A 25989-nucleotide genomic window follows, 5' to 3' on the forward strand; every position below is an offset into this window, starting at 1 on the left:
ATGAAAACTAAAATTTTAATGGTTTGCTTAGGGAATATTTGTCGTTCTCCTTTAGCGGAAGGAATTTTAGCTTCTAAACTCGATCCAACAAAATTTGAAGTTGATTCTGCAGGAACCGCAGGATATCATGTTGGCGAACTTCCTGATAGAAGGTCAATTACAACAGCAAAACAACACGGAATAGACATTACCTACCAACGTTCGAGAAAGTTTGTTAGAAACGATTTTCAAACGTTTGATTTCATCTTTGCGATGGATCAATCAAATTATGATAACATTCTCCGTCTAGCGGAAACGAAAGAAGATCGTGCAAAAGTTCACATGATTTTAAATCAAATTTCCCCAAATTCTAATGCAGAAGTTCCTGATCCGTATTACGGTGGTGATCAAGGTTTTGAAAATGTATATCAAATGTTAGACGAAGCCTGCACTATTTTCGCAACAAACCTTAGCAAATAGTAAAAGTAATTAGTGTCTGCCATTTTTTTGTATCTTACTAGAAAAAAAGCAACCTACATTTACTATGAAACTAAGAAACTACGTATTACTCGTCCTACTTTCCCCTATATTATTATTTTCTCAAGATGTATCCCTACAATCATTTGCAACAGGATTCTCAAGACCAGTTGACATCAAACACGCCAACGATTCACGATTATTTATTGTTGAACAAGATGGTGTTATCAAGATTGTAAGTTCAGGAGGAATTACAAATCCGACTCCATTTTTAGATATAGATGCACGCGTGCGCTCTAGTGGAAACGAACAAGGTTTACTCGGTTTGGCTTTCGATCCAAATTATGCAACCAACAGTCGATTTTATGTAAATTATATCAACAACAGCGGTAACACAGTTATTGCACGGTTTACTACTTCTGCAAATCCAGATGTTGCTGACGATACTTCTGAAGAAATTCTACTAACAGTTACACAACCCTACACAAATCATAATGGTGGTTCATTAGCTTTCGGAAACGATGGTTATTTATATATTGCTTTAGGTGATGGCGGAAGCGGTGGAGATCCAGACAATTATGCACAAAATTTACAATCACACTTAGGGAAGATTCTACGAATTAACGTAAGTGGCGCTACAGGCTACACAGTTCCTGCAACAAATCCATTTGTTGGAAATCCTGCTGGTTTAGATGAAATTTGGTCATATGGACTTAGAAACCCTTGGAAAATATCCTTTGATAGTGATAATGGCGAATTATGGATTGGTGATGTTGGACAAAACAATAAAGAAGAAATCAACAATGTTCCTATTGTAGATGCTGGCTATAACTTTGGTTGGAGATGCTATGAAGGAAATAGCACATTTAACACTTCTGGTTGTCCAGCTATGTCTACAATTACATTTCCAGTTAGCGAATATAATTACGGTGGAAATCCTTTTAGATGCTCTATTACTGGTGGTTATCGCTATAGAGGCTCTATGTATCCTGACTTACAAGGATTATACTTTTTTGCAGATTACTGCACCAATGAAGTTGGAACATTAACTCCTGCAGGAAATTCCTGGACAATGACTATGAATGGTCCATTTTCTGGAAATATTGCAACTTTTGGCGAAGATTCAAGTAAAGAATTATACGCTGCAGGTTTATCAAACGGAATTATTTATAAAATAATTGATACCACTTTAGGTGTTGATGAAAATTCACTTTCAAATAATTATCAAATCTATCCAAATCCTGCAAATGAGTTTTTTCAAATTAACAATCAAAATGCAGCTTCACAAATTAAAGAAGTTCTAGTGTATTCCTTTAGCGGAAAGTTAGTTTCAACAACAAATATTTCGACTGAGAATCAAAAAATTATGACGGATCAACTTAGCAAAGGAATCTATATTGTGGAAATTATTTCAAATAATGATGCAAGTGCATATCATAAATTAATTAAAAATTAGTTTTATTTGCAATCAAACTCCTCACCTATGCAATCATCAAACGGAATTTTATATTTAATTCCAACAACTTTAGGCGATAACGAACCGCTAGAAGTTTTACCGTTATCTGTAAAGAAAATCATTGAAACTACAAATCATTACATTGTTGAAAACGAAAAAACAGCACGTCGTTTTATAAAAAAAATTACACCAAACAAAGCACAACCTTTGTTAGAGCTTCATGTATTAAATAAATATACACAAGATCAGGAATTACCTTCATTTTTAGAAGCTTGTTTTCAAGGAAAAAATGTTGGACTACTTTCGGAAGCTGGTTGTCCTGGTGTTGCTGATCCAGGTGCGGAAATTGTAAAGATTGCACATGAAAAAGGAATTCGAGTAGTTCCACTAGTTGGACCTTCTTCTATTTTAATGGCAATGATGGCTTCTGGAATGAATGGGCAAAATTTTGCATTCAACGGATATTTACCAATTGATAGTCACGAACGCAAACGCGCTATTAAACAATTAGAAAAACGTGCTGGCGATTTTCAACAATCTCAGGCATTTATTGAAACTCCATACAGAAACGATAAATTATTAGCAGATTTAACTGCTACACTTTCTGGAAATACACGTTTATGCATTGCATGCGATATTACACTTTCAACAGAATATATTAGAACTATGACCATTAACGAATGGAAGAAAACTTCTGTGAATCTTCATAAGAGACCAACAATGTTTATTTTAGACCGCTAACGCTGCTAGATATTAGAGCGCTTTGCTTTTTGTATATAGATAAAAAAAACCTCAGCATGTTTCCATACTGAGGTTTTTTTGTTTTGAAACACCTCATTTGCTTTTCAAAAATATTTTTTACTATCGTTAGATGTAACGTTTTGAATTCGAGTTGATTTCTATAAGTTCTACAGGAAAATAATGTTGTAATTTTTTTACACAAAAAAAAGCTATAACTTACATTTTGCTAAAACTTAATTTTATGCTTTCAATATTAAACCACTTCTATTTAGTTTTTTTTAATAAAAATTTCATCATTTTTATTTTTTTATTCTCTTTTATAACACCTTCTTTTTCTCAATCGGATTTTACTCCATTTTCAGAAAAAGACAAAGTCACACAAGATTTCATTATAAAAGAACTCAAAGAAAAAGGTAAATTAGGATTTGATGATGAGTTAAAAACTTTATCTATAAAGCAGGGTAACTCAGGAATATTACATATTAAAATGCAACAATATCATTTAGGTATTCCTATAGAAGGTGCATATTATTCTTTTCATAGTAAAAATGGTTTTTTAATTGCGGCTAATGGAAGTTTAAAGCAAGTTAATTTAATCTCAAACAAATCAAAGATTGACAAATCTAAAGTACTAGATATTGCATTGAGAAATGTTAATGCCAAAAAATACATTTGGGAAGATCCTACTTTAACTAAACAACTAAAGAAAAGTAACATAAATACAACTCTTTTAGAAAAACCAAATCCTAATTTAGTTTATTATAAGTATGGTGAAACTTATATTTTAACATATAAAGTTGAAATTCAATCCTTACAACCTCAAGGAAGATATATTGTTTATACAGACGCTAATTCTGGCGAAATTTTAAACAAAATAGATATTACTACACACACAACAGGAAGCTGTACTACAATCTATCACAACACACAAAATATTGATTTTGATGAACCTACATCTGGAAACTATGAGTTAACTGATACTGCCAGGAATATTGAAACATATGTATTACCAAATAATAGTATTGATTATGCTGTGGCTCAAATTCCAACAAGTTCATTTTTAGATTGGAATGATATTAATTCACAAGATGCCTTAGATGTACATTGGGGCAGTCAAGTTGTGTATGATTTCTTGTCTAATTATGGAATACAAAGCTTTGATAATGAAGGGGAAAGTATTGTGAGTTATGTAAACTATGGAGACAACTATAATTCAAAAAATAACGCCTTTTGGAATGGTGTCTTTTTAACTTATGGAGCTGGAGGAGGCAATCTTTTACCTGGTCCAGTAGCTACACTAGACGTTATTGCACATGAAATAGGACATGCTTTAACAGAAACTTACGGAGGTGGTTTACAGTATTATGCAGAATCTGGCGCCATAAACGAGTCTTATTCTGATATTATTGCTGCTGCAGTAGAAAACTTTGTGAATACTTCTCCCAATTATAATGGTTTAATGCTGAATGAATGGGTTTTGTCAGATTTAAATGGAACAGGTTTACGAGATATGTCTAACCCAAATGCTAACAACAACCCAGACACTTATCAAGGAGATTTTTGGGCAAGCACAAATGGTCCCGACAATGGAGGCGTACATACAAATAGCAGCTTAGGTAATTACTGGTTTTATTTATTAGCTAATGGTGGTACTGGAATTAATGATAATGGTGATTCGTTTACTGTAAACCCTATAGGAATAAATAATGCTTTTCAAATTGTTTTAGAAGCCTATCAATACCTTCAGAATACTTCTAATTATGAACAATGGAGAGAAGCAACTATTTTTGTTTCTGGGTTAAATTTTAATTGTACAATAACACAAGAAGTCATGAACGCTTGGGAAGCAGTTGGTATAGGCGTATTAAACGAAAACTGTTCTTTACTTGCAAAAATTGATAATGTTACAGTCACTCAATACTGCACGAACGCTCCTGTAATTTTTAGTTTTTCAAGTAGTCCAAATGCAACAACAACTTGGAGTATTGATGATGGAGCAGCACAAACATCAAATACATTAATTTTTACATCTGAAGGTTTTCATACAGTAACCTTAATAAATACGTACCCAAGCGGAGAAATTGCAACTGATGAGATTGAAATTTATGCTACTGATTGTCTACCTATACAAGGAAGGGAAAATACTTGGTATATTTCTAATTCTTTTGGATTTGACTTTTCTTCAGGAATAGCAACTATGATATCGTATCCAAATACAAGTTTTGAATCTACTATTTGCTATTCGGACGATCAAGGAAATTTGAAATTTTATATTGCTACCTTAGATAATGGAGACCAAGATTCACACCTTTTTAATGCTAACGATCATTCATCTATTGCTGAATTACCTCCATTAAGACAAAGTTCTTATCAATTAGGAGTAACCATTCCTAATCCTTCTGGGAATTTGGTAAATGTATTCGTTGCAAATGCAAATGAAGACGGTTTAGGTTTTTACAGATTTATTATAGATGAATCTACTTCGCCTGTTACGTTAACAATGCCTGTAACTCCTATTACTATTCCTAACTCAGGTGTTTCCTACGCATCAGACGGAAGCGTAAGATTAGGTGAGGCTGTGACCGCCATACCTTCATGTAATGAAAATATTTTTTGGATTGTTGCAAATAGTTTTGGTTCTCATAATAAAATGCTCGTTTACAAACTAGATTATAGTATGAATGTACAAGGAGATCTCACATTTTCCCATACGTACACTCCTTCTAATTTTGATACAGGCTCCAGAGCTATTATCGTGTCGCCAGACGGAAATTATATATCTACAAAAAATAAATTACTCCGTTTCAATAGAGAGAATGGTATTATTTCTTTCATTGCAGATATCCCATACAATCAACATGAAGCTGTTTTTGCAGGTTTTAGTCCTAACTCTCGTTTTTTATACCTCAGAGAATTTCCAAGTACACTTATGCAATATGATGTTTTAAGTGATGATATTCCTAATTCCGGAGTTCCTATTTTTACTAATACCACAAATAGTGGCATGGATATACAGGCAGGACCAGATGGAAAAGTATATGTCAGTTATAGAGGCCCTGAAAAGTACATTGCAGTTATCAATAAACCAAATTTGAAACAAATCACAAATGAAATTGATTTCAACCCTAAAGCGTATCGGGTCCCAAATAGTCCTTACTTGACTATTCGTTTTCCTAGCTTTATGAAGGCGGAAAAAGCAAACATTGTTCCATTAGATTTCCATTTTGGTTTAAACAGTTGTAATACTATAAGTTTTAACTCTCCAGGATGCAAGCCTTATTATGATTGGGACTTTGGAGATGGCAATACAAGTACAGAACAAAATCCAGTACATACATTTTTAAATAACGGAACGCACACTGTTTCTTTAACTTCTGTTGTAGAAGGACAAGCCATAACAGTAACAAAAGATGTAAATATAGGTTTAGATACTACAGGATTAGAATTATTAGCTCCAGACACAACTTGCGAAAATAATACAACTATCATTGCGCCAGTAGGGTTTGCAAATTATCAATGGACATTACCAAACGGAGGAGGAACAATCCAGAATCAAGGTGCCCAAAATGTAAATATCACATGGAGTTCTTTAGGGAATATACCTGTAGATTTATTACTTACAGATTATAATGGCTGTACTACTAGCATATCTCATACAATAACAGTTTTAAATGAAGATTGTGAATATAATCTTAGTATAGATGATGATTCATTTGAAAAAGATCACTTACTAATTTACCCTAATCCAGCAAAAGATAAACTTACAATTAAAAGTAGTTCTATAATTAATAAGCTTACTGTTTTCGATGTTAAAGGTAGATTGTTGTTTTCAACAATACCTTCAAATTTACAATCAGAATTTCAACTAAATATTAATGATTTATCGAATGGTTTTTATTTTATAGAAGTACAATCAGAAAACTTAAAGCAAGTCAAAAAATTTATCAAAAAATAGTTTTCTATAATCAATATGTTAAACAAAAAAAACCTCAGCATGTTTCCAATACTGAGGTTTTACTTTTAACTAAACTTTGAGTAGACTATACTCTAGCTTTTTTGTTGGCTTTGATAGATGAAACATCATATCCAGCGAAACGCTTCATATAATATTTTACTGTTGAGCCATAAGCATCGGCAAATCCTTGTTTCCCGCCACTTCTTAAATACTTCTTTACGCTTCCTGGTCCGGCTAAATGTGCAGCAGCCAAAATTCCTGACTCTGTTACAAGTACACCGTTGATTCTTTTACCAACTGAGCGTTTAATGTCTCTTCTAAGAATCCACTTATTTCTTGAGGCGTTTGCTTCAAAGGCTTTTTCTTGTAGTTTTGGGTTGTGTAAGAATGCTTGCGGATTATAAATTCCGATCATTTCTAATGTTCCTCTCCCAAATTGATACTTTCCAAGATAACCTAAGGTATTTACCACGAAATAATTTCCTTGTGATTCTTTAAATGCTACAGCTTCTTTGAACCCCAAATATTGATTTCCTGTATACGGAATTGGAGCTTCTTTGCTTGTAGCTTCATCTAGTGGTAGCACTGTAACTATGCTAGATGATTCGTTATTTTTTTCAATGTTATTTCTAAGAACGTTGGCTTCTTTTTTCGAAGTGAAACCTAAACTTACAAATGTTAAAACAGCTATTAAAATTGAAAATTTTATTGCTCTTTCCCCCATAAAATTTGATTTATTTAAGACTTACTAATTCAATGAATTAAGCTTAAAATTTCAGCGTGCAAATATACACATTATTTTTTAATACAAGGATTATTATGTTAAAATATTCTTAAAAGTAGATTCCGTGCAACTTCACTTTACCTAAGCTATTGATTTCCAATGTTGGAGCAGGTATTTTAATGAAGTTTAAGGTGTTGAAGACTGTTTTTAGAAACTTAGAATTTGTCTCTATTTTTGTTAAATCGATATCAATACTGAGGTAAAATTGTCGATATCGTTGCTGATTTGGCAAAATTTCGCGTTGAGTTTCAATAGTTCCAGCAACTAAACCTTCGGCTCCGTAACCAAAAGCGACGTTAAACCATTTCGGAATTTTACTTTGTTTGAAGAACGAATACACATTTGCACTCAGCCAATAAGTTTGCCCATTATAATCTTTTAGGAGTTGTTCTGAAAAACTTTTTCCCAACTTATTTGGACGAATTTCTGCAAAGCGAGTTGTATGAAATGAATACTTTAATTTGACACGTTGTTCTTCCCACAATAATTCTTGTCCTACATATAAACCTGTTCCTAAGCCGTTTGCAGCCACATCTCCCCAAGAAGCTCCCCATTCAGCAGAAAAGCCGTCCATGACTTCTACAGCTGTTAAAAAGCCGAATCCGAGCGTTGCTCCATAAATAAGCTGATTTTTCCTTGAAACACCGCTCCATTGCAGTACATCAGCACCAATTTGACCAACATAGTACGATGTAAATACATGACCAGCTTTGTCCATTTGCAACCATTCATCAGTATCATTTATGAAATGAAAAGATGATCGTGGAAAATCTGCATACCAAATCCTGTCTAAACCAACTAGTGCAATCGCTGCCAATGAAGTTTCCGTAATAGCAACAAAATTTCGCCTTGGTTTGTGCAATGTATCAGAAGCTACCCAAAAACTTGGAGGCGTTAATTGCGCACTTACTGTATTTACAAAACAGAGAATGAAAAGTAATTTCAGGAATGATTTCATCAATTATTGCTTCTTTCTTTTTTCATAGGATTTATACAAAATAGCTCTAAATTCTTCCGCAGAAGTATTCCAAGGAACTGTGTAAGTATTGGCGTCATATATATCTACTAATTCTGCAAGTTTATATCCTTTTTCTTTCGGATATAGTGTATCTATCATTACTTCATGTATTTCCTTTTCGGAAGCTTCTATTTCCATAGAAATATCTTTCGCAATATCCCTTATTAAAGGTAAAGGGAATCTACGACTTGGAGGAAGCGTAATTTTTACCAAATCGCTTTCTTCTTTTAATGTCCGAACAATTTCTAAGTTAGACATCCCTTTTTTAATGGTATATTTTCCAGCTTTCGCTTGATATCCTAACTTGGCAGCTACTGTTTTAAAGGATTCTTCATCTTTTAAAAGTGCAGAAAGTTCATCTTTTAGACTAAATGTACTCGTTTCTGTCGGAATGTATATGTATGCTTCTTCATTATTAAATGCAGTATTAGAACCTGAAAAAACCTGAACAATACCATATACTTTTATTCCACAAAATACCAATCCTAATACAGCAATAGCTACTAATATTTTTTTGATGTAACTCATTCAATTATTTTTTGATAGAGGATTTCATTTTTATACTCACCATTTATATAAGTCCAATCGCGCTTGACGCCAATTTTTATAAAATCTAAACTTTCAAATAGCTTGATACTTGCCAGATTTTCTTCTCCAATGTTTGCAAATATTTGATGTACGTTTAAATGTTTAAACGCAAATTTACATACCAATTGCAACGCTTCTTGTCCGTATCCTTTATGCCTGTGTTCATTTTTCGCGATCAACAAACCAACACCAACACGTTTGTTTTTAGGATCAAATTCAAAAAGATCTATTAAACCAATCGATTCTTTTTTATTACTTACCATTACCAAACGCAATTGTTTGGCTTCATAAATATCTTGATGTGCATTTTCTAAATATTGCTTTATCAAAAATCGTGAATATGGTGTTTGCGTTGCGCTAATTTCCCAGATAGATTCATCATTTTCTATTTCATAGATAAAGTCTAAATCTTCAGGCTCTAAAGCTCTTAGATATAATTTTTCACCTGTAAGTGTTAGCATGTAATTTCTCCTTTAAATACTTGTATTGCTTTTCCTTTTAGAAAGATCTTTGTATACGAAGTTGCTTCATTTTGAAACGATACATTCAGCGTTCCACCTTCTACTTGTAATGTAATTTCATTAGCAGTTGTTTCGTTTAGCGAATGCATTGCTAGCGCAACAGCCGTTACACCAGTTCCACAGGAAAGTGTCTCATCTTCTACACCTCTTTCATACGTTCGAACTCTGAATTCTGAATCTGATATTTTTTTGACAAAATTGACATTAGATCCTTCTTCAAAATATGGCGAACCATACCGAATTGCAGCTCCTTCTTTTTTGATATCAAATTGTTCAATATTTTCTTTAAATTGTACATGATGTGGTGAACCTGTATCTAAAAACACATATGTTTCATGCTTTTCTATGTTAGAAACATCCTGCATTTGCAAATCCACAATATCATTGGAGATTGTTGCATAATGCTTTCCATCAATTGCCATGAATGTAGTTTCATTTTTGATCACACCGAGAAAATTCGCGAAAGCCACGATACAACGTCCACCGTTTCCACACATGGTACTTTCATTTCCGTCTGCATTGTAATACACCATTTTAAAATCATGTTCAGCATCATGCTCTAACAAAATTAATCCGTCAGCACCAATGCCAAATTTTCGATCACATAAATGGTTTACAAGTTTTGTGTCGTTTTTAGGAAATAGTAATTCACGATTGTCTAGTAAGACAAAATCATTTCCAGTTCCTTGATATTTGTAAAAAGAGAGTTGCATTTCTTTCATTTGATAGCGACAAAAGTACAAAATAAAAGAGAGGAAATTGCAAAGGAACTAGTCCAAGAAGTCACAATACTACATGAATTCGTATTATTCGACAAAATACCTCAAATAATGATTTTAAGTTGATTTTAACAGAGGTACTAAAATTGAGTTAAAGTGTCGTTAAAGTTAAAGTATGCCTACAATAAATATGTAATTTTAAGTGTTAAACAAAGACAAAGATCATATAAACAACACATTAATGCATTAATGTGATACAGTTTAAATTACTAACAAGAATTAAATATTTTTTAAAAATGAAAAAATTTGCAAGTTTACTATTCGTATCTATTTTAGGCGGCGTTATTAGTATTGGAGCTTATAAATTCTTTTCGGAAACCCCTGAAAAAGTTGAACAAGCTTCTGTTTTAGAACAATCATCATACATTCCAACAAATTTTGTAAACAATCCTACACCAACAACAAATGCGGTGAATGCAGGAATTGATTTTACCGAAGCTGCTGAAAAAACAGTACATGCCGTTGTACACGTTAAAAACAAAATCACCAAGATTGCTCCAAGAAGTATCTGGGATTTATATAATGGTGGCGGACAAAAACAAACTCAAATTGGTACAGGTTCTGGTGTAATTATTACGCCTGATGGACATATTGTTACCAATAACCATGTGATTAAAGGATCGAATGAAATTCAAGTTACGCTAAACAATAATAAAAATTACATCGCAAAAGTGATTGGAACTGATCCTTCAATGGATATTGCTTTATTAAAGATTGAAGCTGATGAAGCATTACCTTATATCTCTTTTGGAGATTCAGATAGTGCAAAAATTGGCGAGTGGGTTTTAGCTGTCGGAAATCCTTTCAACCTTACTTCTACTGTTACTGCCGGAATTATTAGCGCTAAAGGAAGAGATTTAAACGAAGGTGATAATTTAAGACAATCATTTATTCAGACTGATGCGGCTGTAAATCCAGGGAACTCTGGTGGTGCGTTGGTAAACACAAATGGTGAATTGATTGGAATCAATACTGCAATCACATCACAAACAGGTTCTTATATTGGATATTCATTTGCTGTACCAAGTAATATAGCTCAAAAAATTGTGAGTGATTTATTAGAATATGGTGATGTTCAGAAAGGATTATTGGGAATTTACCCATTAAGAAAAAATTCTAAACAAGCCATAGAAAATAATTTAAATGAAGTTAATGGTGTCTATGTTTTAGACGTTGATGAAAATTCAGGCGCATCGGAAGCAGGAATTGAAAGCGGAGATATTATTCAGAAGTTAGATGATGTAAAAGTTTCAAAGTTTTCTGATTTATCAGGATATTTAAGTTCAAAGCGTCCAGGTGATGTTATTGATGTTACTGTTTTGCGTGATGATGCTTATAAAACATTTCCTGTAGAATTAAAGAAAGAAGAAGCAGTTGTTAGCGTGAACTTAATGAAAATGCAATTAGAAGAATTAAGCAAAGAAGAAGCTAAAAAATTTAAAATATCATCAGGATTAAAGGTTACTAGAAATAACAATCAACAATTGTATCAAGAACTAGGGATTACGCCAGGTTATATTTTAATAGAAGTGAACAAGCAAAAAGTAAAGTCTGCGCAAGAATTACAAGATTTTATCAATTCATATGGCGAAAGTCAAATTAGAATCCTTGCCTTTATAAACCCAGAAGGACAATACGAGCGTTTTATCTTCCGATAAAAAGTGCCATCTCTATATGTCAGGAAACCATCAGAACATTATATATATTCTGATGGTTTTTTTATTACTAATTAATTATTAACAATTTGGAGGTGATGTTTCACAACCAAGTCCTGTTACAGGCACTTGACAAGTTTCAGTGTGATAACAAAATACTTCTGTGTAGCAGTTTACATCCGAACACTTAAAATACAATGTGTACTGCGTTCTACAATCATATGTTTTTGGAGGTCTTCCTCCATGGATAATTGACGAATTTAAAGGCGCAATTTGTTTTTTCGCCAAACGCAACTCTTTAGAAAATTTCTTTTTTTTCATAATTAAATTAATTTTTTCCTACTCTATTTACTATTAGGTTTTTCAGATTCCACCTTTATAATGAAAGCTTTCATCATATAGTTTCCTTAGACTAAAATCGTTACCCAATGAAGCGTGTTAAAAAAAGTTTTTCTTTTGTTTACGAAAACGTTTGAAATTGTATACTTTTGCGCAAAATTGTAAACACAACTACACAAATTTTAAGACTATGAGTTTTAATGAAACTTACGAAAAGGAACTAACTTTTCAAGCAGATAGAAGACGTGCTACTGTTGAATTTATTAAGAATGTTAGCGATTTATGGTATGATAAATCAATTGAGCTTGTTCTTTTTAGAAATCAATTAATTGACAGAAATGTTAGTGAAATTTTAAATTTACACGAATATGCAGGTCAATTTGTACAAAAACCTATTTCTATTTTTGATACGGTAGAAATTGCTCAAGCAATTGCTAAGATTGATTTGCCACCATCTAAAATTGATATTGGTAAATTAACGTACGAATATCACTTAGAAGACAATCAGTATGCAAACGCAACTTCATTTGTAGTCGACAAATTAAAAGATGCTAAAAAATCTAATGGAATTACACCAAAAGATGTAGTATTATATGGTTTTGGTCGTATTGGACGTTTATTAGCCAGAGAATTAATGACACGTACAGGTCGCGGAAATCAATTACGCTTACGCGCGATTGTAACTCGTGGAAAAGTTGACAAGACAGTTTTAGAAAAAAGAGCTTCATTATTACGCAACGATTCTGTTCACGGGGATTTTCCTGGAACTGTTGGTATAGATGTTGAAAATTCAGCATTAATCATCAATGGAACTACTGTTCATATCATTTCGGCTAACGGACCTGAAGAAATTGACTATACAGCATATGGAATTAACGATGCGCTAATTATTGACAATACTGGAGCTTTTAGAGACAAAGAAGCTTTAGAAAGACATTTAGTACCAAATGGAGCTGATAAAGTATTATTAACAGCGCCAGGAAAAGGTGTTCCAAATATTGTATATGGTGTAAACCATGCAGAACACAACCCAGATGAAGTAAATGTTTGGTCAGCTGCTTCATGTACTACAAATGCAATTACTCCTGTTTTAAAAGTTGTAGAAGATTCTTTCGGGTTAAGTCACGGACACTTAGAAACAATTCACGCATATACCAACGATCAGAACTTAGTAGATAACATGCACAACAAATACCGTCGTGGTAGAGCTGCTGCATTAAATATGGTAATTACAGAAACAGGTGCTGGAAAAGCAGTATCAAAAGCATTACCATCATTAGAAGGTAAATTAACTTCAAATGCTATTAGAGTTCCTGTACCAAACGGTTCATTAGCAATTTTAAACTTAGAGGTTGAAAACGCTACTTCTTTAGAAAGTGTTAATACTATCTTTAAGAAATATGCTTTAGAAGGTAATTTGGTAGAGCAGATTAAATATGAATTGAATGACGAGTTGGTATCTTCTGATATTGTTGGTTCTTCTGCACCGTCAATTTTTGATAGTAAAGCAACAATTGTTCGTGAAGGTGGAAAAAATATCATTCTATATGTATGGTATGATAACGAATATGGATACTCACACCAAGTAATGCGTTTAGCTAAGTATATTTCTAAAGTAAGACGTTATACGTATTATTAATAGAAAGACTATAAATTATATATAAAAAGAGTCTCTAAATTGGAGACTCTTTTTTTAGTTAATAACTCTCTTTAAATTTCACACAATAAATAAAAATATCTTCGTTTATTTGACAACTGTTATTCTTAACCTGAAAGACCATGAAAGTGAAACAATTATTTACAGCAATATTGCTATGTTTTTCTGTCCTAGTTAGCGCACAAAATGTAGCTAAAAATGCAAACTTAAAATTAAAAGAAGGTCCAATTGCTGAGCAATTTGAGTTCATTCTTAAAAATTCTAACAAATACAAAAATTACAAAGTTGTAAAACGTGTTTGGATTGAAAAAATGCAAAAAAACGTTGCAGATTCTATCAATGCAATTCGCAAAGATTACACAACAGAAGTTGCCAAAGTTGCTACACAACAGACTGAAATTGAAAAATTAAAAACTGATTTAGCTACTGTAAATCAAAAAATTACAGATTTAAACACGGAAAAAGACAGCATATCACTACTTGGAATGCAACTCAGTAAAGGTTCTTACCAAACATTAATGTGGGGAATTATTGGTGTCTTAGCTATTCTGTGGTTATTTTTTGCATACAGATTCAAATCGAGCAATACAATTACAAAACAAGCTAACGCTAAATTAGCAGAAACTGAGCAAGAATTTGAAGAACATCGCAAGCGTGCATTAGAACGCGAACAGCAAGTTCGTAGAAAATTGCAAGACGAAATCAATAAGAACAAAAGCTAATTTCCTATAACGATGCGTATAGATATCATTTCTGTAGTTCCTGATTTAATGAGAAGTCCTTTTGAAGCATCTATTATGAAGCGTTCAATTGATAAAGGCATTGTTGAAATTCATTTTCACAACTTACGTGAATATGCAACGGACAATTACAAATCTATTGATGATTATCAGTTTGGCGGTGGAGCAGGAATGGTAATGATGATTGCTCCGATTGATAAATGTATTTCTGATTTAAAATCTGAGCGTGACTATGATGAAATCATATACATGACACCAGATGGAACAACTTTAAACCAAGGAATTGCCAATGAACTTTCGCTAAAAGGAAACATTATGATTCTTTGCGGACATTATAAAGGTGTTGATCAGCGTGTTCGCGATCATTTTATTACAAGAGAAATTTCTATTGGAGATTATGTACTTTCTGGAGGAGAATTGGGCGCGGCAGTATTGTGTGATTCTATTATAAGATTGATTCCTGGTGTTTTAGGAAATGAAACTTCTGCCCTAACCGATTCGTTTCAAGATAACTTACTAGCGCCACCTGTATACACAAGACCTGCAAAATATAATGATTGGGAAGTTCCTGAAGTATTACTTTCTGGAAATTTCCCAAAAATAGAAACTTGGCGTGAAGAACAAGCGTACGAACGCACAAAGACATTGCGACCAGATTTACTGGATGATTAATAAGGTTCGCTTAGCTCTTAACTCTTAACTCTTAACTCTTAACTCTTAACTCTTAACTCTTAACTCTTAAAAGAAATGCTTTTTTCATTTAAAATTCAAGATTTAGCATTTAACATTCAAAAAAAATACTTATTTTTGCACTCAATTTTGGATTAACCTCTGGCGATAGACGTGAATGTTGGTTTGAATTAATATTTATAAAAAGTTTAAAATGGAAGCTTTAATTAAATTTGTACAAGACGAATTTGTAACAACAAAAGATTTCCCTGAATTTGCAGCAGGAGATACTATTACAGTTTATTATGAAATCCGTGAAGGTGAAAAAACACGTACACAGTTCTTTAGAGGAGTTGTAATTCAACGTAGAGGTTCAGGAACTACTGAAACATTTACAATCAGAAAAATGTCTGGTACAGTTGGTGTTGAACGTATTTTCCCAGTTAATTTACCAGCACTTCAAAGAGTTGAAGTAAACAAAAGAGGTAAAGTTCGTAGAGCACGTATCTTTTACTTTAGAGGTCTTACTGGTAAGAAAGCAAGAATTAAAGAAAGAAGATTCAAATAGAATCTCTTTAATAACATACAATAAAAAAGTCCTGCAAAATTTGCAGGACTTTTTTCGTTATGAACAATTGTTAATAAACTAAGTTCATATCTTGTTGATTTCTAATTTATTATATTTCTTGCTTTTTAAAAAACTTAGATTACATTTATAAAAGAATTTACTAAGAGAGCGACGAAAGTCACCTTTTGTAAACACTAAAGAACGTTCTAAACAAGTTGTATTTTAATATGTTTTTCAAAAGTAATTTTTGGGTACAGAAACTACTGAGAAAAATGTGACTCTATTTCTACTATGGCTTGCTATAGTGGACTCAAGGAGAAACGCCGAAATTTATTAGTATTGCTAAGATGTTAATAAAGCGTTGTATATAGTCAATTTCTGCAAAGAAAAACTATATATGAATGGGCAAATCGCGAAAGCTGATCTGCACAAGTAGGTATATTAAAAAACAATTAGAGATAAGTTTCAGCAAAGGTAAAATGCCAATAACGACGAAACTTATTTCGACTTAGAAGTACGGTTTACATTTTTTTTGATAAGCAATTAACAATAAAATACTAAACTAACTTCAGAAAGCCATGTCAAGGTAAGAAATTACAATGATATGGCTTTTGTTTTGTTAAAACCTATAATAATAACACATTCTAGCTCTACTGTTTCGTTATATCTTCTGAAATCCCCTATCATTTTCGTATATTTGCACTTCGAAAAAATACATGAAATTAATCCAATCTTTTTATTTGTAAATTAATATGACAAAATCAACTAAGATTATCTATACAAAAACTGATGAAGCGCCAGCTTTAGCTACACATTCTTTTTTACCAATCGTAAAAGCATTTACAGCTCCATCTGGAATCGACATTGAAACCAAAGATATTTCTTTAGCAGGAAGAATTTTAGCCAATTTTCCAGAATACTTAACGGATGCTCAGAAAGTAAATGACGCCTTAACAGAATTAGGAGAATTAGCCAAAACACCAGAAGCCAATATTATCAAATTACCAAATATTAGTGCTTCAGTACCGCAGTTGAAAGCTACCATAACAGAATTACAAGCAAAAGGATTTGCAATCCCTGATTATCCAGAAGAAGGTGAAACTGAAGAAGAAAAAGCCATTCTTGCAAAATATAATAAAGTAAAAGGTTCTGCCGTAAACCCAGTATTACGTGAAGGAAACTCTGATCGTAGAGCTCCTAAAGCTGTAAAAAATTACGCAAAGAAAAATCCACACAGCATGGGCGCTTGGTCTTCTGACTCAGAAACACATGTTGCTACAATGAGTTCAGGTGATTTTCGTTCTAATGAAAAATCTGTAACTGTTGCTAACGCTACTTCAGTAAACATTATACATACTGATGGAAATGGAAACACTACAACATTAAAAGCTGGAATCTCATTATTAGCAGGAGAAATTATCGATGCTACTGTACTAAGTAAAAAAGCACTATTAGCATTCTTAGCTGAAGAAATTGCTGATACGAAAGAAAAAGGATTACTCTTCTCGCTTCACATGAAAGCAACAATGATGAAAGTAAGTGATCCAATTATTTTTGGACATGCAGTTCGTGTATATTTTGCTGACTTATTTGAAAAGCATCAAGCTGCATTTGAAGAAATTGGTGTTGATGTAAATAATGGTTTTGGAAATCTTCTAAACAATCTTGAAGAATTATCAGCAGAGAAAAAAGAAGAAATTGTTGGAGATATCGCAGTAGCTATGGAAAATGGGCCAGATATCGCAATGGTAGACTCTGATAAAGGAATTACAAACCTACATGTACCAAGTGATGTAATTATTGATGCTTCAATGCCTGCAATGATTCGTGATTCTGGTAAAATGTGGAATGCCGATGGAAAAAGACAAGATACAAAAGCTGTAATTCCTGATAGTAGTTATGCAGCTTTATACGAAGCTACGATTAACTTCTGTAAAGAACACGGAGCTTTTGACCCTACAACAATGGGAACTGTTCCTAATGTTGGATTAATGGCGCAAAAAGCTGAAGAATACGGTTCACACGATAAAACTTTTGAAATTCCTGCAAATGGAAAAGTTACTGTAGTAGATGCAGAAGGAAATACATTAACTGAACATGCAGTTGAAACTGGAGATATTTGGAGAATGTGTCAAGTAAAAGATGCACCTGTTCGCGACTGGGTAAAACTTGCTGTAAGTAGAGCGGCTGCAACTGGATGGCCAGCAGTCTTCTGGTTAGATTCTGAAAGAGCACATGATGCAGAATTAATCAAAAAAGTAAATCTATACTTAAAAGATCATACTACTGAAGGATTAGAAATTCATATTCTTGCCTTAGCAGAAGCAACACAATTCACGTTAGAACGCATCAAAAAAGGAGAAAATACAATATCTGTTACTGGAAACGTATTACGTGATTACCTAACAGATTTATTTCCAATCTTAGAATTAGGAACAAGTGCAAAAATGTTATCTATCGTTCCATTAATGAATGGTGGCGGATTATTTGAAACTGGTGCTGGCGGATCTGCTCCAAAGCACGTACAACAATTCAATAAAGAAGGTCATTTACGTTGGGATTCTTTAGGAGAATTCTTAGCATTAGCAGTATCATTAGAACATTTAGGTTCAAACTACGACAACAGCAAAGCAATCGTTCTATCTGAAACATTAGACGATGCTACTGACAAATTTTTAGAAAACAAAAAATCACCTTCTCGTAAAGTTAACGAGCTTGACAATAGAGGAAGTCACTTTTACTTATCATTATATTGGGCGCAAGCGTTAGCTTCTCAAGATACAGATGCTGAATTAAAAACACGCTTCACCCCTATTGCTGCTCAATTAGCAGAAAATGAAGAGAAAATTGTGACAGAACTAAACGATGCGCAAGGTTCACCAATGGATATTGGTGGTTACTATATGCCAAGCGACGAAATAACATCGAAAGCAATGCGTCCTAGTGAAACATTCAACACTATTTTAAGTTCAATTGCTTAAATTATAGCATAAATCAAATATTAAAAAGCTTCTTATTCATAAGGAGCTTTTTTTATTTGGGCGTTTCCACAAGTGGTCGTGCTATCTACTATATCTTTTGCTCACATTTTCACTTCGTTCAATGCTCTCAAAAGGATGCCGTTTCTATCACTAACGCAAAAAAACCATTCAATATATAATCAAAATAACGTATTTTTGAACTATGGAATTTATCAAAACAACAGAGCAAGATTCAAAGTACAATCATCTTGAAAAAATGAGCGTATCGGAATTATTGACCAACATTAATAAAGAAGACAAAACAGTTCCGCTTGCCGTTGAAAAGGTACTACCACAAATAGAAAACCTAGTTTCAAACATTGTAACTCGCATGAACAATGGAGGACGATTATTTTACATTGGAGCTGGAACTAGTGGACGATTAGGAATTGTTGATGCCTCAGAATGCCCTCCGACATTTGGAGTTCCACATGAATTAGTTGTCGGATTAATTGCTGGTGGAGATACCGCAATTAGAAATGCTGTAGAATTTGCCGAAGATGATACGCAACAAGGTTGGAAAGACTTACAAGAACATGAAATTTCAGAAAACGATACAGTTATCGGAATTGCTGCTTCTGGAACAACTCCATATGTAATTGGAGCATTAAAAGAATGTAATAATCAGAATATACTAACTGGTTGTATCACTTGTAATCAAGATAGTCCACTATCAAAAGTCTCACAACATCCTATAGAAATCATTGTCGGTCCTGAATTTGTAACAGGAAGTTCTCGCATGAAAGCTGGAACAGCGCAAAAGTTAGCACTAAACATGATTTCAACCGCTGTAATGATTCAACTTGGAAAAGTAAAAGGAAATAAAATGGTTGATATGCAACTGAGCAACCACAAACTAGTTGAACGAGGCGTAAAAATGATCATGAATGAACTGCAAACTTCCGAAGAAGTTGCTTCAGGATTATTAGAAAAATATAAAAGTGTACGAATAGCAATTTCAAACTATGACAAAGAGAACAAATAAAGAATTATTAGGCAAAGGACTTAAATTAATGGCAGGCTCACTGGTTTGCATGTTTACTGGTCCAATAATAATTCACTCTGCATTCAAAAATCAAGAACATCCATTATACATTCCTGTATTAATAGTTGGACTCATCATTGCAGCAGCTGCCATATTATTAGCATTTAAAGGTATGCGCAAAATAATGAATTCAATATTCTAATAATTTTGGCGTTCGCAGAATTGTAATCAAAATTTCATTTTCAATAGTTATCAAAACCATAATCTAAAGCTCTCAGAGCTTTCACAACACAATTACAATCACTCTCCATTAGTTAATATGGATCTAGTCAATATTAACCATATATTCATTTTCTACCTCCTTAAAACCCAACTACAAAAAGCTAACACATCTCGAATATACACTACCAATACTTAAATAATAAAATCATTTTTTGATTTAACATTTTTATACAAAAAAACCCTTACTAATCATTATAATTAGTAAGGGTTTTAAAAAAAGGCGGCGACATACTCTCCCACATTTCTGCAGTACCATCTGCGCTAATGGGCTTAACTTCTCTGATTTAACATTTTTATACAAAAAAACCCTTACTAATCATTATAATTAGTAAGGGTTTTAAAAAAAGGCGGCGACATACTCTCCCACATTTCTGCAGTACCATCTGCGCTAATGGGCTTAACTTCTCTGTTCGGAATGGTAAGAGGTGAGCCCCATTGCTATAACCACCTTAAATCTTTAATAGCATTGCTAGTTTAATAACACTACTATCTAATAAGTTAACATATTGAGATAAAAAAAAAAGAATTGAACAAATAACAAGAGCCAGTACATAAGCCTACGGGTAATTAGTACTACTCGGCTATGACATTACTGCCTTTACACCTATAGCCTATCAACGTGGTAATCTCCCACGACCCTTTAAAGAAATCTCATCTTGTGGTGGGTTTCGCGCTTATATGCTTTCAGCGCTTATCCCTTCCCAACGTAGCTACTCTGCAATGCTCCTGGCGGAACAACAGATACACCAGAGGTTAGTCCAACTCGGTCCTCTCGTACTAGAGTCAGATCCACGCAAATTTCTAACGCCCACAGCAGATAGAGACCGAACTGTCTCACGACGTTCTGAACCCAGCTCGCGTGCCACTTTAATGGGCGAACAGCCCAACCCTTGGGACCTTCTCCAGCCCCAGGATGTGACGAGCCGACATCGAGGTGCCAAACCCCCCCGTCGATGTGAGCTCTTGGGGGAGATCAGCCTGTTATCCCCGGAGTACCTTTTATCCTTTGAGCGATGGCCCTTCCATGCGGAACCACCGGATCACTATGCTCTTGTTTCCAACCTGATCGACCTGTATGTCTCTCAGTCAAGCACCCTTATGCCATTGCACTCTACGCACGGTTACCAAGCGTGCTGAGGGTACCTTTAGAAGCCTCCGTTACTCTTTTGGAGGCGACCACCCCAGTCAAACTACCCACCACGCACTGTTCCTCGTTAGAGGTTAGGCTTCAGATAAGCAAAGGGTGGTATTTCAACAACGACTCCACACAACCTAGCGATTGCATCTCGTAGTCTCCCACCTATCCTACACATTACTTATCCAAAGTCAATACGAAGCTATAGTAAAGGTTCACGGGGTCTTTTCGTCCCGCTGCGGGTAATCGGCATCTTCACCGATACTACAATTTCACCGAGCTCATGGCTGAGACAGTGTCCAGATCGTTGCACCATTCGTGCAGGTCGGAACTTACCCGACAAGGAATTTCGCTACCTTAGGACCGTTATAGTTACGGCCGCCGTTTACTGGGGCTTCAATTCAGATCTTCGCCGAAGCTAAACCCTCCTCTTAACCTTCCAGCACCGGGCAGGTGTCAGGCCTTATACATCATCTTTCAATTTAGCAAAGCCCTATGTTTTTGATAAACAGTCGCCTGGACCTTTTCACTGCGGCCCATCCGAAGATGGGCGACCTTTCTCCCGAAGTTACAGGTCGATTTTGCCTAGTTCCTTAGCCATGAATCTCTCGAGCACCTTAGAATTCTCATCCCAACTACCTGTGTCGGTTTACGGTACGGGCTGCTTCACTCGGTTTTCTTGGAAGTCGATTTGCTAGATTATCAGCGCGGCCGTAGCCTTACTGTACTATCGAGGTGTTACCACTCTCTTCAACGCACTATTCCGTCAGTGCGCACTAACTTTTCGCCTCCGTCACTTTTAGTGTGAGCAGGTACAGGAATATTAACCTGTTGTCCATCCACTACCCCTTTCGGGTTCGCGTTAGGTCCCGACTAACCCTCAGCTGATTAGCATAGCTGAGGAAACCTTAGTCTTTCGGTGTGCGGGTTTCTCGCCCGCATTATCGTTACTTATGCCTACATTTTCTTTTCTATCCGCTCCAGCAGTCCTTACAGACCACATTCTGCGCAAATAGAATGCTCCCCTACCACTCCATTGGAGTCCATAGCTTCGGTAATATACTTATGCCCGATTATTATCCATGCTCGACCGCTCGACTAGTGAGCTGTTACGCACTCTTTAAATGAATGGCTGCTTCCAAGCCAACATCCTAGCTGTCTAGGCAGTCAAACCTCGTTTATTCAACTTAGTATATATTTGGGGACCTTAGCTGATGGTCCGGGTTCTTTCCCTCTCGGACATGGACCTTAGCACCCATGCCCTCACTGCATTAAAACATTTTATAGCATTCGGAGTTTGTCAGGAATTGGTAGGCGGTGAAGCCCCCGCATCCAATCAGTAGCTCTACCTCTATAAAACTATTAATACGCTGCACCTAAATGCATTTCGGGGAGTACGAGCTATTTCCGAGTTTGATTGGCCTTTCACCCCTACCCACAGGTCATCCGAAGACTTTTCAACGTCAACCGGTTCGGTCCTCCACTGTGTGTTACCACAGCTTCAACCTGCCCATGGGTAGATCACACGGTTTCGCGTCTACCACTACTAACTATAGCGCCCTATTCAGACTCGCTTTCGCTACGGCTCCACACCTGAAGTGTTTAACCTTGCTAGCAACGGTAACTCGTAGGCTCATTATGCAAAAGGCACGCCGTCACTGATAAATCAGCTCCGACCGCTTGTAAGCGTATGGTTTCAGGGTCTATTTCACTCCCTTATTCAGGGTTCTTTTCACCTTTCCCTCACGGTACTAGTTCACTATCGGTCTCTCAGGAGTATTTAGCCTTAGCGGATGGTCCCGCCAAATTCACACAGGGTTACACGTGCCCCGCGCTACTCAGGATACCACTATCAATTATTTACATTACCTATACGGGACTATCACCCTCTGCGGTCTGTCTTTCCAAACAGTTCTAATTCTGTAAACATTAAATGTCGTGGTCCTACAACCCCAATATTGCCGTAACAACATTGGTTTGGGCTATTCCGCGTTCGCTCGCCACTACTAGCGGAATCACTTTTGTTTTCTTCTCCTCCGGGTACTTAGATGTTTCAGTTCTCCGGGTTCGCCTCCTTGCGGATACTATATCTTCAATATAGTGGGTTGCCCCATTCGGATATCTACGGATCAATCAGTATGTGCCTGTCCCCGTAGCTTTTCGCAGCTTATCACGTCCTTCATCGCCTCTGAGAGCCTAGGCATTCCCCATACGCCCTTACTTAGCTTATTGTACTTTTTGTCTCTTTATTATTTTTGTTCTCTCGAAGATTATTATTTTAATCTCGTTTCTCTTTTATCTCAATATGTCAATGAACTTTTTCAACCTTAATAGTTGATTGTGGAGAATATCGGAGTCGAACCGATGACCTCCTGCGTGCAAGGCAGGCGCTCTAGCCAGCTGAGCTAATCCCCCATATACTAGTAGTTAGTATATAGTAGTCAGTAGTTAGTACTTAACTACTACTCAAACTTCTAGAATTTCCTTAATACAATACAAATCAGTAGTCTCAGGCAGACTCGAACTGCCGACCTCTACATTATCAGTGTAGCGCTCTAACCAGCTGAGCTATGAGACTCTACTTGTATATATATTGTTCAATTTCTTAATTAACAGCTAAGCAAAAACAACTCTTATAAATTTAATAATTCATCGTAGTCGCTCTAGAAAGGAGGTGTTCCAGCCGCACCTTCCGGTACGGCTACCTTGTTACGACTTAGCCCCAGTTACCAGTTTTACCCTAGGCGGCTCCTTGCGGTGACCGACTTCAGGTACCCCCAGCTTCCATGGCTTGACGGGCGGTGTGTACAAGGCCCGGGAACGTATTCACCGGATCATGGCTGATATCCGATTACTAGCGATTCCAGCTTCACGGAGTCGAGTTGCAGACTCCGATCCGAACTGAGATAGGTTTTGTAGATTCGCTCCTACTTGCGTAGTGGCTGCTCTCTGTACCTACCATTGTAGCACGTGTGTAGCCCAGGACGTAAGGGCCGTGATGATTTGACGTCATCCCCACCTTCCTCACGGTTTGCACCGGCAGTCTTGTTAGAGTCCCCACCATAATGTGCTGGTAACTAACAACAGGGGTTGCGCTCGTTATAGGACTTAACCTGACACCTCACGGCACGAGCTGACGACAACCATGCAGCACCTTGTAAAGTGTCCGAAGAAAAATCTATCTCTAGACCTGTCACTCTACATTTAAGCCCTGGTAAGGTTCCTCGCGTATCATCGAATTAAACCACATGCTCCACCGCTTGTGCGGGCCCCCGTCAATTCCTTTGAGTTTCAATCTTGCGATCGTACTCCCCAGGTGGGTTACTTATCACTTTCGCTTAGCCACTCAGACCGAAGTCCAAACAGCTAGTAACCATCGTTTACGGCGTGGACTACCAGGGTATCTAATCCTGTTCGCTCCCCACGCTTTCGTCCCTCAGCGTCAGTATATAATTAGTGATCTGCCTTCGCAATCGGTATTCTATGTAATATCTATGCATTTCACCGCTACACTACATATTCTAACCACTTCATTATAACTCAAGTTATTCAGTATCAAAGGCAATTTTACAGTTGAGCTGCAAACTTTCACCTCTGACTTAAACAACCGCCTGCGGACCCTTTAAACCCAATGATTCCGGATAACGCTTGGATCCTCCGTATTACCGCGGCTGCTGGCACGGAGTTAGCCGATCCTTATTCGTAGAGTACCGTCAAACAAATACACGTATCTGCGTTTCTTCCTCTATAAAAGAAGTTTACAACCCATAGGGCAGTCTTCCTTCACGCGGCATGGCTGGATCAGAGTTGCCTCCATTGTCCAATATTCCTCACTGCTGCCTCCCGTAGGAGTCTGGTCCGTGTCTCAGTACCAGTGTGGGGGATCCCCCTCTCAGGGCCCCTATCTATCGCTGCCTTGGTAAGCCGTTACCTTACCAACTAACTAATAGAACGCATGACCATCTAATACCGATAAATCTTTAACTATTTTACCATGCAGTAAAACAGTACTATGGGGTATTAATCCAAATTTCTCTGGGCTATCTCCCTGTATTAGGTAGGTTTCATACGCGTTACGCACCCGTGCGCCGGTCGTCATCTGTAGCAAGCTACAATGTTACCCCTCGACTTGCATGTGTTAAGCCTGCCGCTAGCGTTCATCCTGAGCCAGGATCAAACTCTTCATCGTTGTTTCTTTATATAAATATTTCTTCAACTTCGAAAAATTATCTTATTCTCAAAAGATGTCTTTGCTTATGTTTTTATCATTATATCGTTTCCAATATAATTGCTGCTAATCAATATGTCAATGAACTTCTAATTATCTATTTTAGTAAACTTCCCGTAGAAAGCGGGTGCAAATATAAAACCCTTTTTTCATTCCAACAAAACTTTTTGAAGATTTTTTTTAAAGCTCTTTTCAAACTTTTTGCATCCTTCAAAACAAGTATTAATCTTAGAACTTTTTCCCTAACAACGTTGCCGTTTTTAGCGGCTGCAAACATACAACCTTTTTTATTATCCCAAAACTTTTTAAACTTATTTTTTAAAAAACTTTTTTCCTCCAAAAAATCAATAACTATCAGAACTTTTTTAGCTAATTCGTTTCCTCTTTAGCGGCTGCAAATATAAATACCTTTT

General features: G+C 35.7%; 18 protein-coding genes, 2 tRNA genes and 3 rRNA genes. 12 read left to right on the forward strand and 11 right to left on the reverse strand.

All coding sequences use genetic code 11. From position 1 onward, the window contains the following. The 4 genes from ACUUYC_RS21495 to ACUUYC_RS21510 all read left to right on the forward strand — a co-directional run bounded on the left by ACUUYC_RS21495 (position 1) and on the right by ACUUYC_RS21510 (position 6608). On the forward strand, positions 1-459 hold the full coding sequence (locus ACUUYC_RS21495; RefSeq protein WP_474269271.1) for a low molecular weight protein-tyrosine-phosphatase: 459 nt from the start codon (positions 1-3) through the stop codon (positions 457-459). Between the two features lie 64 nt (positions 460-523). Next, a complete protein-coding gene (locus tag ACUUYC_RS21500) occupies positions 524-1912 on the forward strand; it encodes a PQQ-dependent sugar dehydrogenase (RefSeq protein ID WP_474269273.1) in 1389 nt (462 codons plus the stop codon). Between the two features lie 27 nt (positions 1913-1939). Next, the gene (locus ACUUYC_RS21505; protein WP_474269275.1) at positions 1940-2653 is read left to right on the forward strand and encodes an SAM-dependent methyltransferase; all 714 of its coding nucleotides are present in this window, start codon (positions 1940-1942) and stop codon (positions 2651-2653) included. A 241-nt stretch (positions 2654-2894) separates the two neighbouring features. After that, positions 2895-6608 carry a M4 family metallopeptidase gene (locus ACUUYC_RS21510; protein WP_474269277.1) on the forward strand — a complete coding sequence of 1238 codons (3714 nt, stop codon included), beginning with the start codon at positions 2895-2897 and terminating at the stop codon, positions 6606-6608. Positions 6609-6693: 85 nt separating this feature from the next. Here ACUUYC_RS21510 and ACUUYC_RS21515 read toward each other — a convergent pair whose 3' ends face one another. From ACUUYC_RS21515 to dapF, 5 genes are all read right to left on the reverse strand, one after another. Next, positions 6694-7332: a hypothetical protein gene (locus ACUUYC_RS21515; RefSeq protein ID WP_474269279.1), complete on the reverse strand. Its 639-nt coding sequence runs from the start codon at positions 7330-7332 to the stop codon at positions 6694-6696. 109 nt (positions 7333-7441) lie between these two features. Further along, entirely contained in the window at positions 7442-8350 is a 909-nt protein-coding gene (locus ACUUYC_RS21520; protein ID WP_474269281.1) for a DUF2279 domain-containing protein, read from the reverse strand. 3 nt (positions 8351-8353) lie between these two features. Further along, the gene (locus tag ACUUYC_RS21525) at positions 8354-8938 is read right to left on the reverse strand and encodes an endolytic transglycosylase MltG (RefSeq protein WP_474269282.1); all 585 of its coding nucleotides are present in this window, start codon (positions 8936-8938) and stop codon (positions 8354-8356) included. Beyond that, the gene (locus ACUUYC_RS21530) at positions 8935-9459 is read right to left on the reverse strand and encodes a GNAT family N-acetyltransferase (protein WP_474269284.1); all 525 of its coding nucleotides are present in this window, start codon (positions 9457-9459) and stop codon (positions 8935-8937) included. The genes ACUUYC_RS21525 and ACUUYC_RS21530 overlap by 4 nt, the downstream gene beginning before the upstream one ends. Then, positions 9453-10232 carry a diaminopimelate epimerase gene (dapF, locus tag ACUUYC_RS21535; RefSeq protein ID WP_474269286.1) on the reverse strand — a complete coding sequence of 260 codons (780 nt, stop codon included), beginning with the start codon at positions 10230-10232 and terminating at the stop codon, positions 9453-9455. Before dapF ends, ACUUYC_RS21530 begins: the two co-directional genes overlap by 7 nt. 302 nt (positions 10233-10534) lie before the next feature. Here dapF and ACUUYC_RS21540 point away from each other — a divergent pair, with 302 nt between their 5' ends. Further along, positions 10535-11956, forward strand: a complete 1422-nt coding sequence (locus ACUUYC_RS21540) for a S1C family serine protease (RefSeq protein WP_474269288.1) — start codon at positions 10535-10537, stop codon at positions 11954-11956. Positions 11957-12034: 78 nt separating this feature from the next. Here the strand turns inward: ACUUYC_RS21540 and ACUUYC_RS21545 are convergent, their stop codons facing one another. Further along, positions 12035-12274 carry a hypothetical protein gene (locus tag ACUUYC_RS21545; RefSeq protein WP_474269290.1) on the reverse strand — a complete coding sequence of 80 codons (240 nt, stop codon included), beginning with the start codon at positions 12272-12274 and terminating at the stop codon, positions 12035-12037. Between the two features lie 208 nt (positions 12275-12482). On the opposite strand from ACUUYC_RS21545, the gene ACUUYC_RS21550 reads away from it, so the two are divergent. The 7 genes from ACUUYC_RS21550 (at position 12483) to ACUUYC_RS21580 (ending at position 20133) form a co-directional block, all read left to right on the forward strand. Continuing rightward, positions 12483-13931: a glyceraldehyde-3-phosphate dehydrogenase gene (locus ACUUYC_RS21550; RefSeq protein WP_474269291.1), complete on the forward strand. Its 1449-nt coding sequence runs from the start codon at positions 12483-12485 to the stop codon at positions 13929-13931. 140 nt (positions 13932-14071) lie between these two features. Further along, positions 14072-14671: a tRNA (guanine-N1)-methyltransferase gene (locus ACUUYC_RS21555; RefSeq protein WP_474269293.1), complete on the forward strand. Its 600-nt coding sequence runs from the start codon at positions 14072-14074 to the stop codon at positions 14669-14671. 12 nt (positions 14672-14683) lie between these two features. Then, the gene (trmD, locus tag ACUUYC_RS21560; protein ID WP_474269295.1) at positions 14684-15361 is read left to right on the forward strand and encodes a tRNA (guanosine(37)-N1)-methyltransferase TrmD; all 678 of its coding nucleotides are present in this window, start codon (positions 14684-14686) and stop codon (positions 15359-15361) included. Positions 15362-15572: 211 nt separating this feature from the next. Then, positions 15573-15926, forward strand: a complete 354-nt coding sequence (gene rplS, locus ACUUYC_RS21565; protein WP_474269297.1) for a 50S ribosomal protein L19 — start codon at positions 15573-15575, stop codon at positions 15924-15926. Positions 15927-16678: 752 nt separating this feature from the next. Then, complete coding sequence (locus tag ACUUYC_RS21570) at positions 16679-18907, forward strand: NADP-dependent isocitrate dehydrogenase (protein ID WP_474269299.1); 2229 nt, start codon at positions 16679-16681, stop codon at positions 18905-18907. A gap of 202 nt (positions 18908-19109) precedes the next feature. After that, positions 19110-19931, forward strand: coding sequence for an N-acetylmuramic acid 6-phosphate etherase (gene murQ / locus ACUUYC_RS21575; RefSeq protein WP_474269301.1), 822 nt, complete (start codon positions 19110-19112; stop codon positions 19929-19931). Further along, positions 19912-20133 (forward strand): DUF6095 family protein, encoded by a 222-nt coding sequence (locus tag ACUUYC_RS21580; RefSeq protein WP_474269303.1) that lies wholly within the window; start codon positions 19912-19914, stop codon positions 20131-20133. The genes murQ and ACUUYC_RS21580 overlap by 20 nt, the downstream gene beginning before the upstream one ends. 422 nt (positions 20134-20555) lie before the next feature. On the opposite strand, the gene rrf is transcribed toward ACUUYC_RS21580, so the two are convergent. From rrf to ACUUYC_RS21605, 5 genes are all read right to left on the reverse strand, one after another. After that, positions 20556-20665 (reverse strand): 5S ribosomal RNA (gene rrf, locus ACUUYC_RS21585). Between the two features lie 95 nt (positions 20666-20760). After that, positions 20761-23580, reverse strand: a 23S ribosomal RNA gene (locus ACUUYC_RS21590). A gap of 109 nt (positions 23581-23689) precedes the next feature. Further along, positions 23690-23763, reverse strand: a tRNA-Ala gene (locus tag ACUUYC_RS21595). A gap of 89 nt (positions 23764-23852) precedes the next feature. Beyond that, a tRNA-Ile gene (locus ACUUYC_RS21600) sits at positions 23853-23926 on the reverse strand. An 89-nt stretch (positions 23927-24015) separates the two neighbouring features. Then, a 16S ribosomal RNA gene (locus tag ACUUYC_RS21605) occupies positions 24016-25537 on the reverse strand. Together the 16S, 23S and 5S rRNA genes with 2 tRNA genes alongside form the textbook arrangement of a ribosomal RNA operon. Between the last annotated feature and the right edge of the window lie 452 nt (positions 25538-25989).

It is taken from the genome of Kordia sp. E, assembly GCF_056033805.1.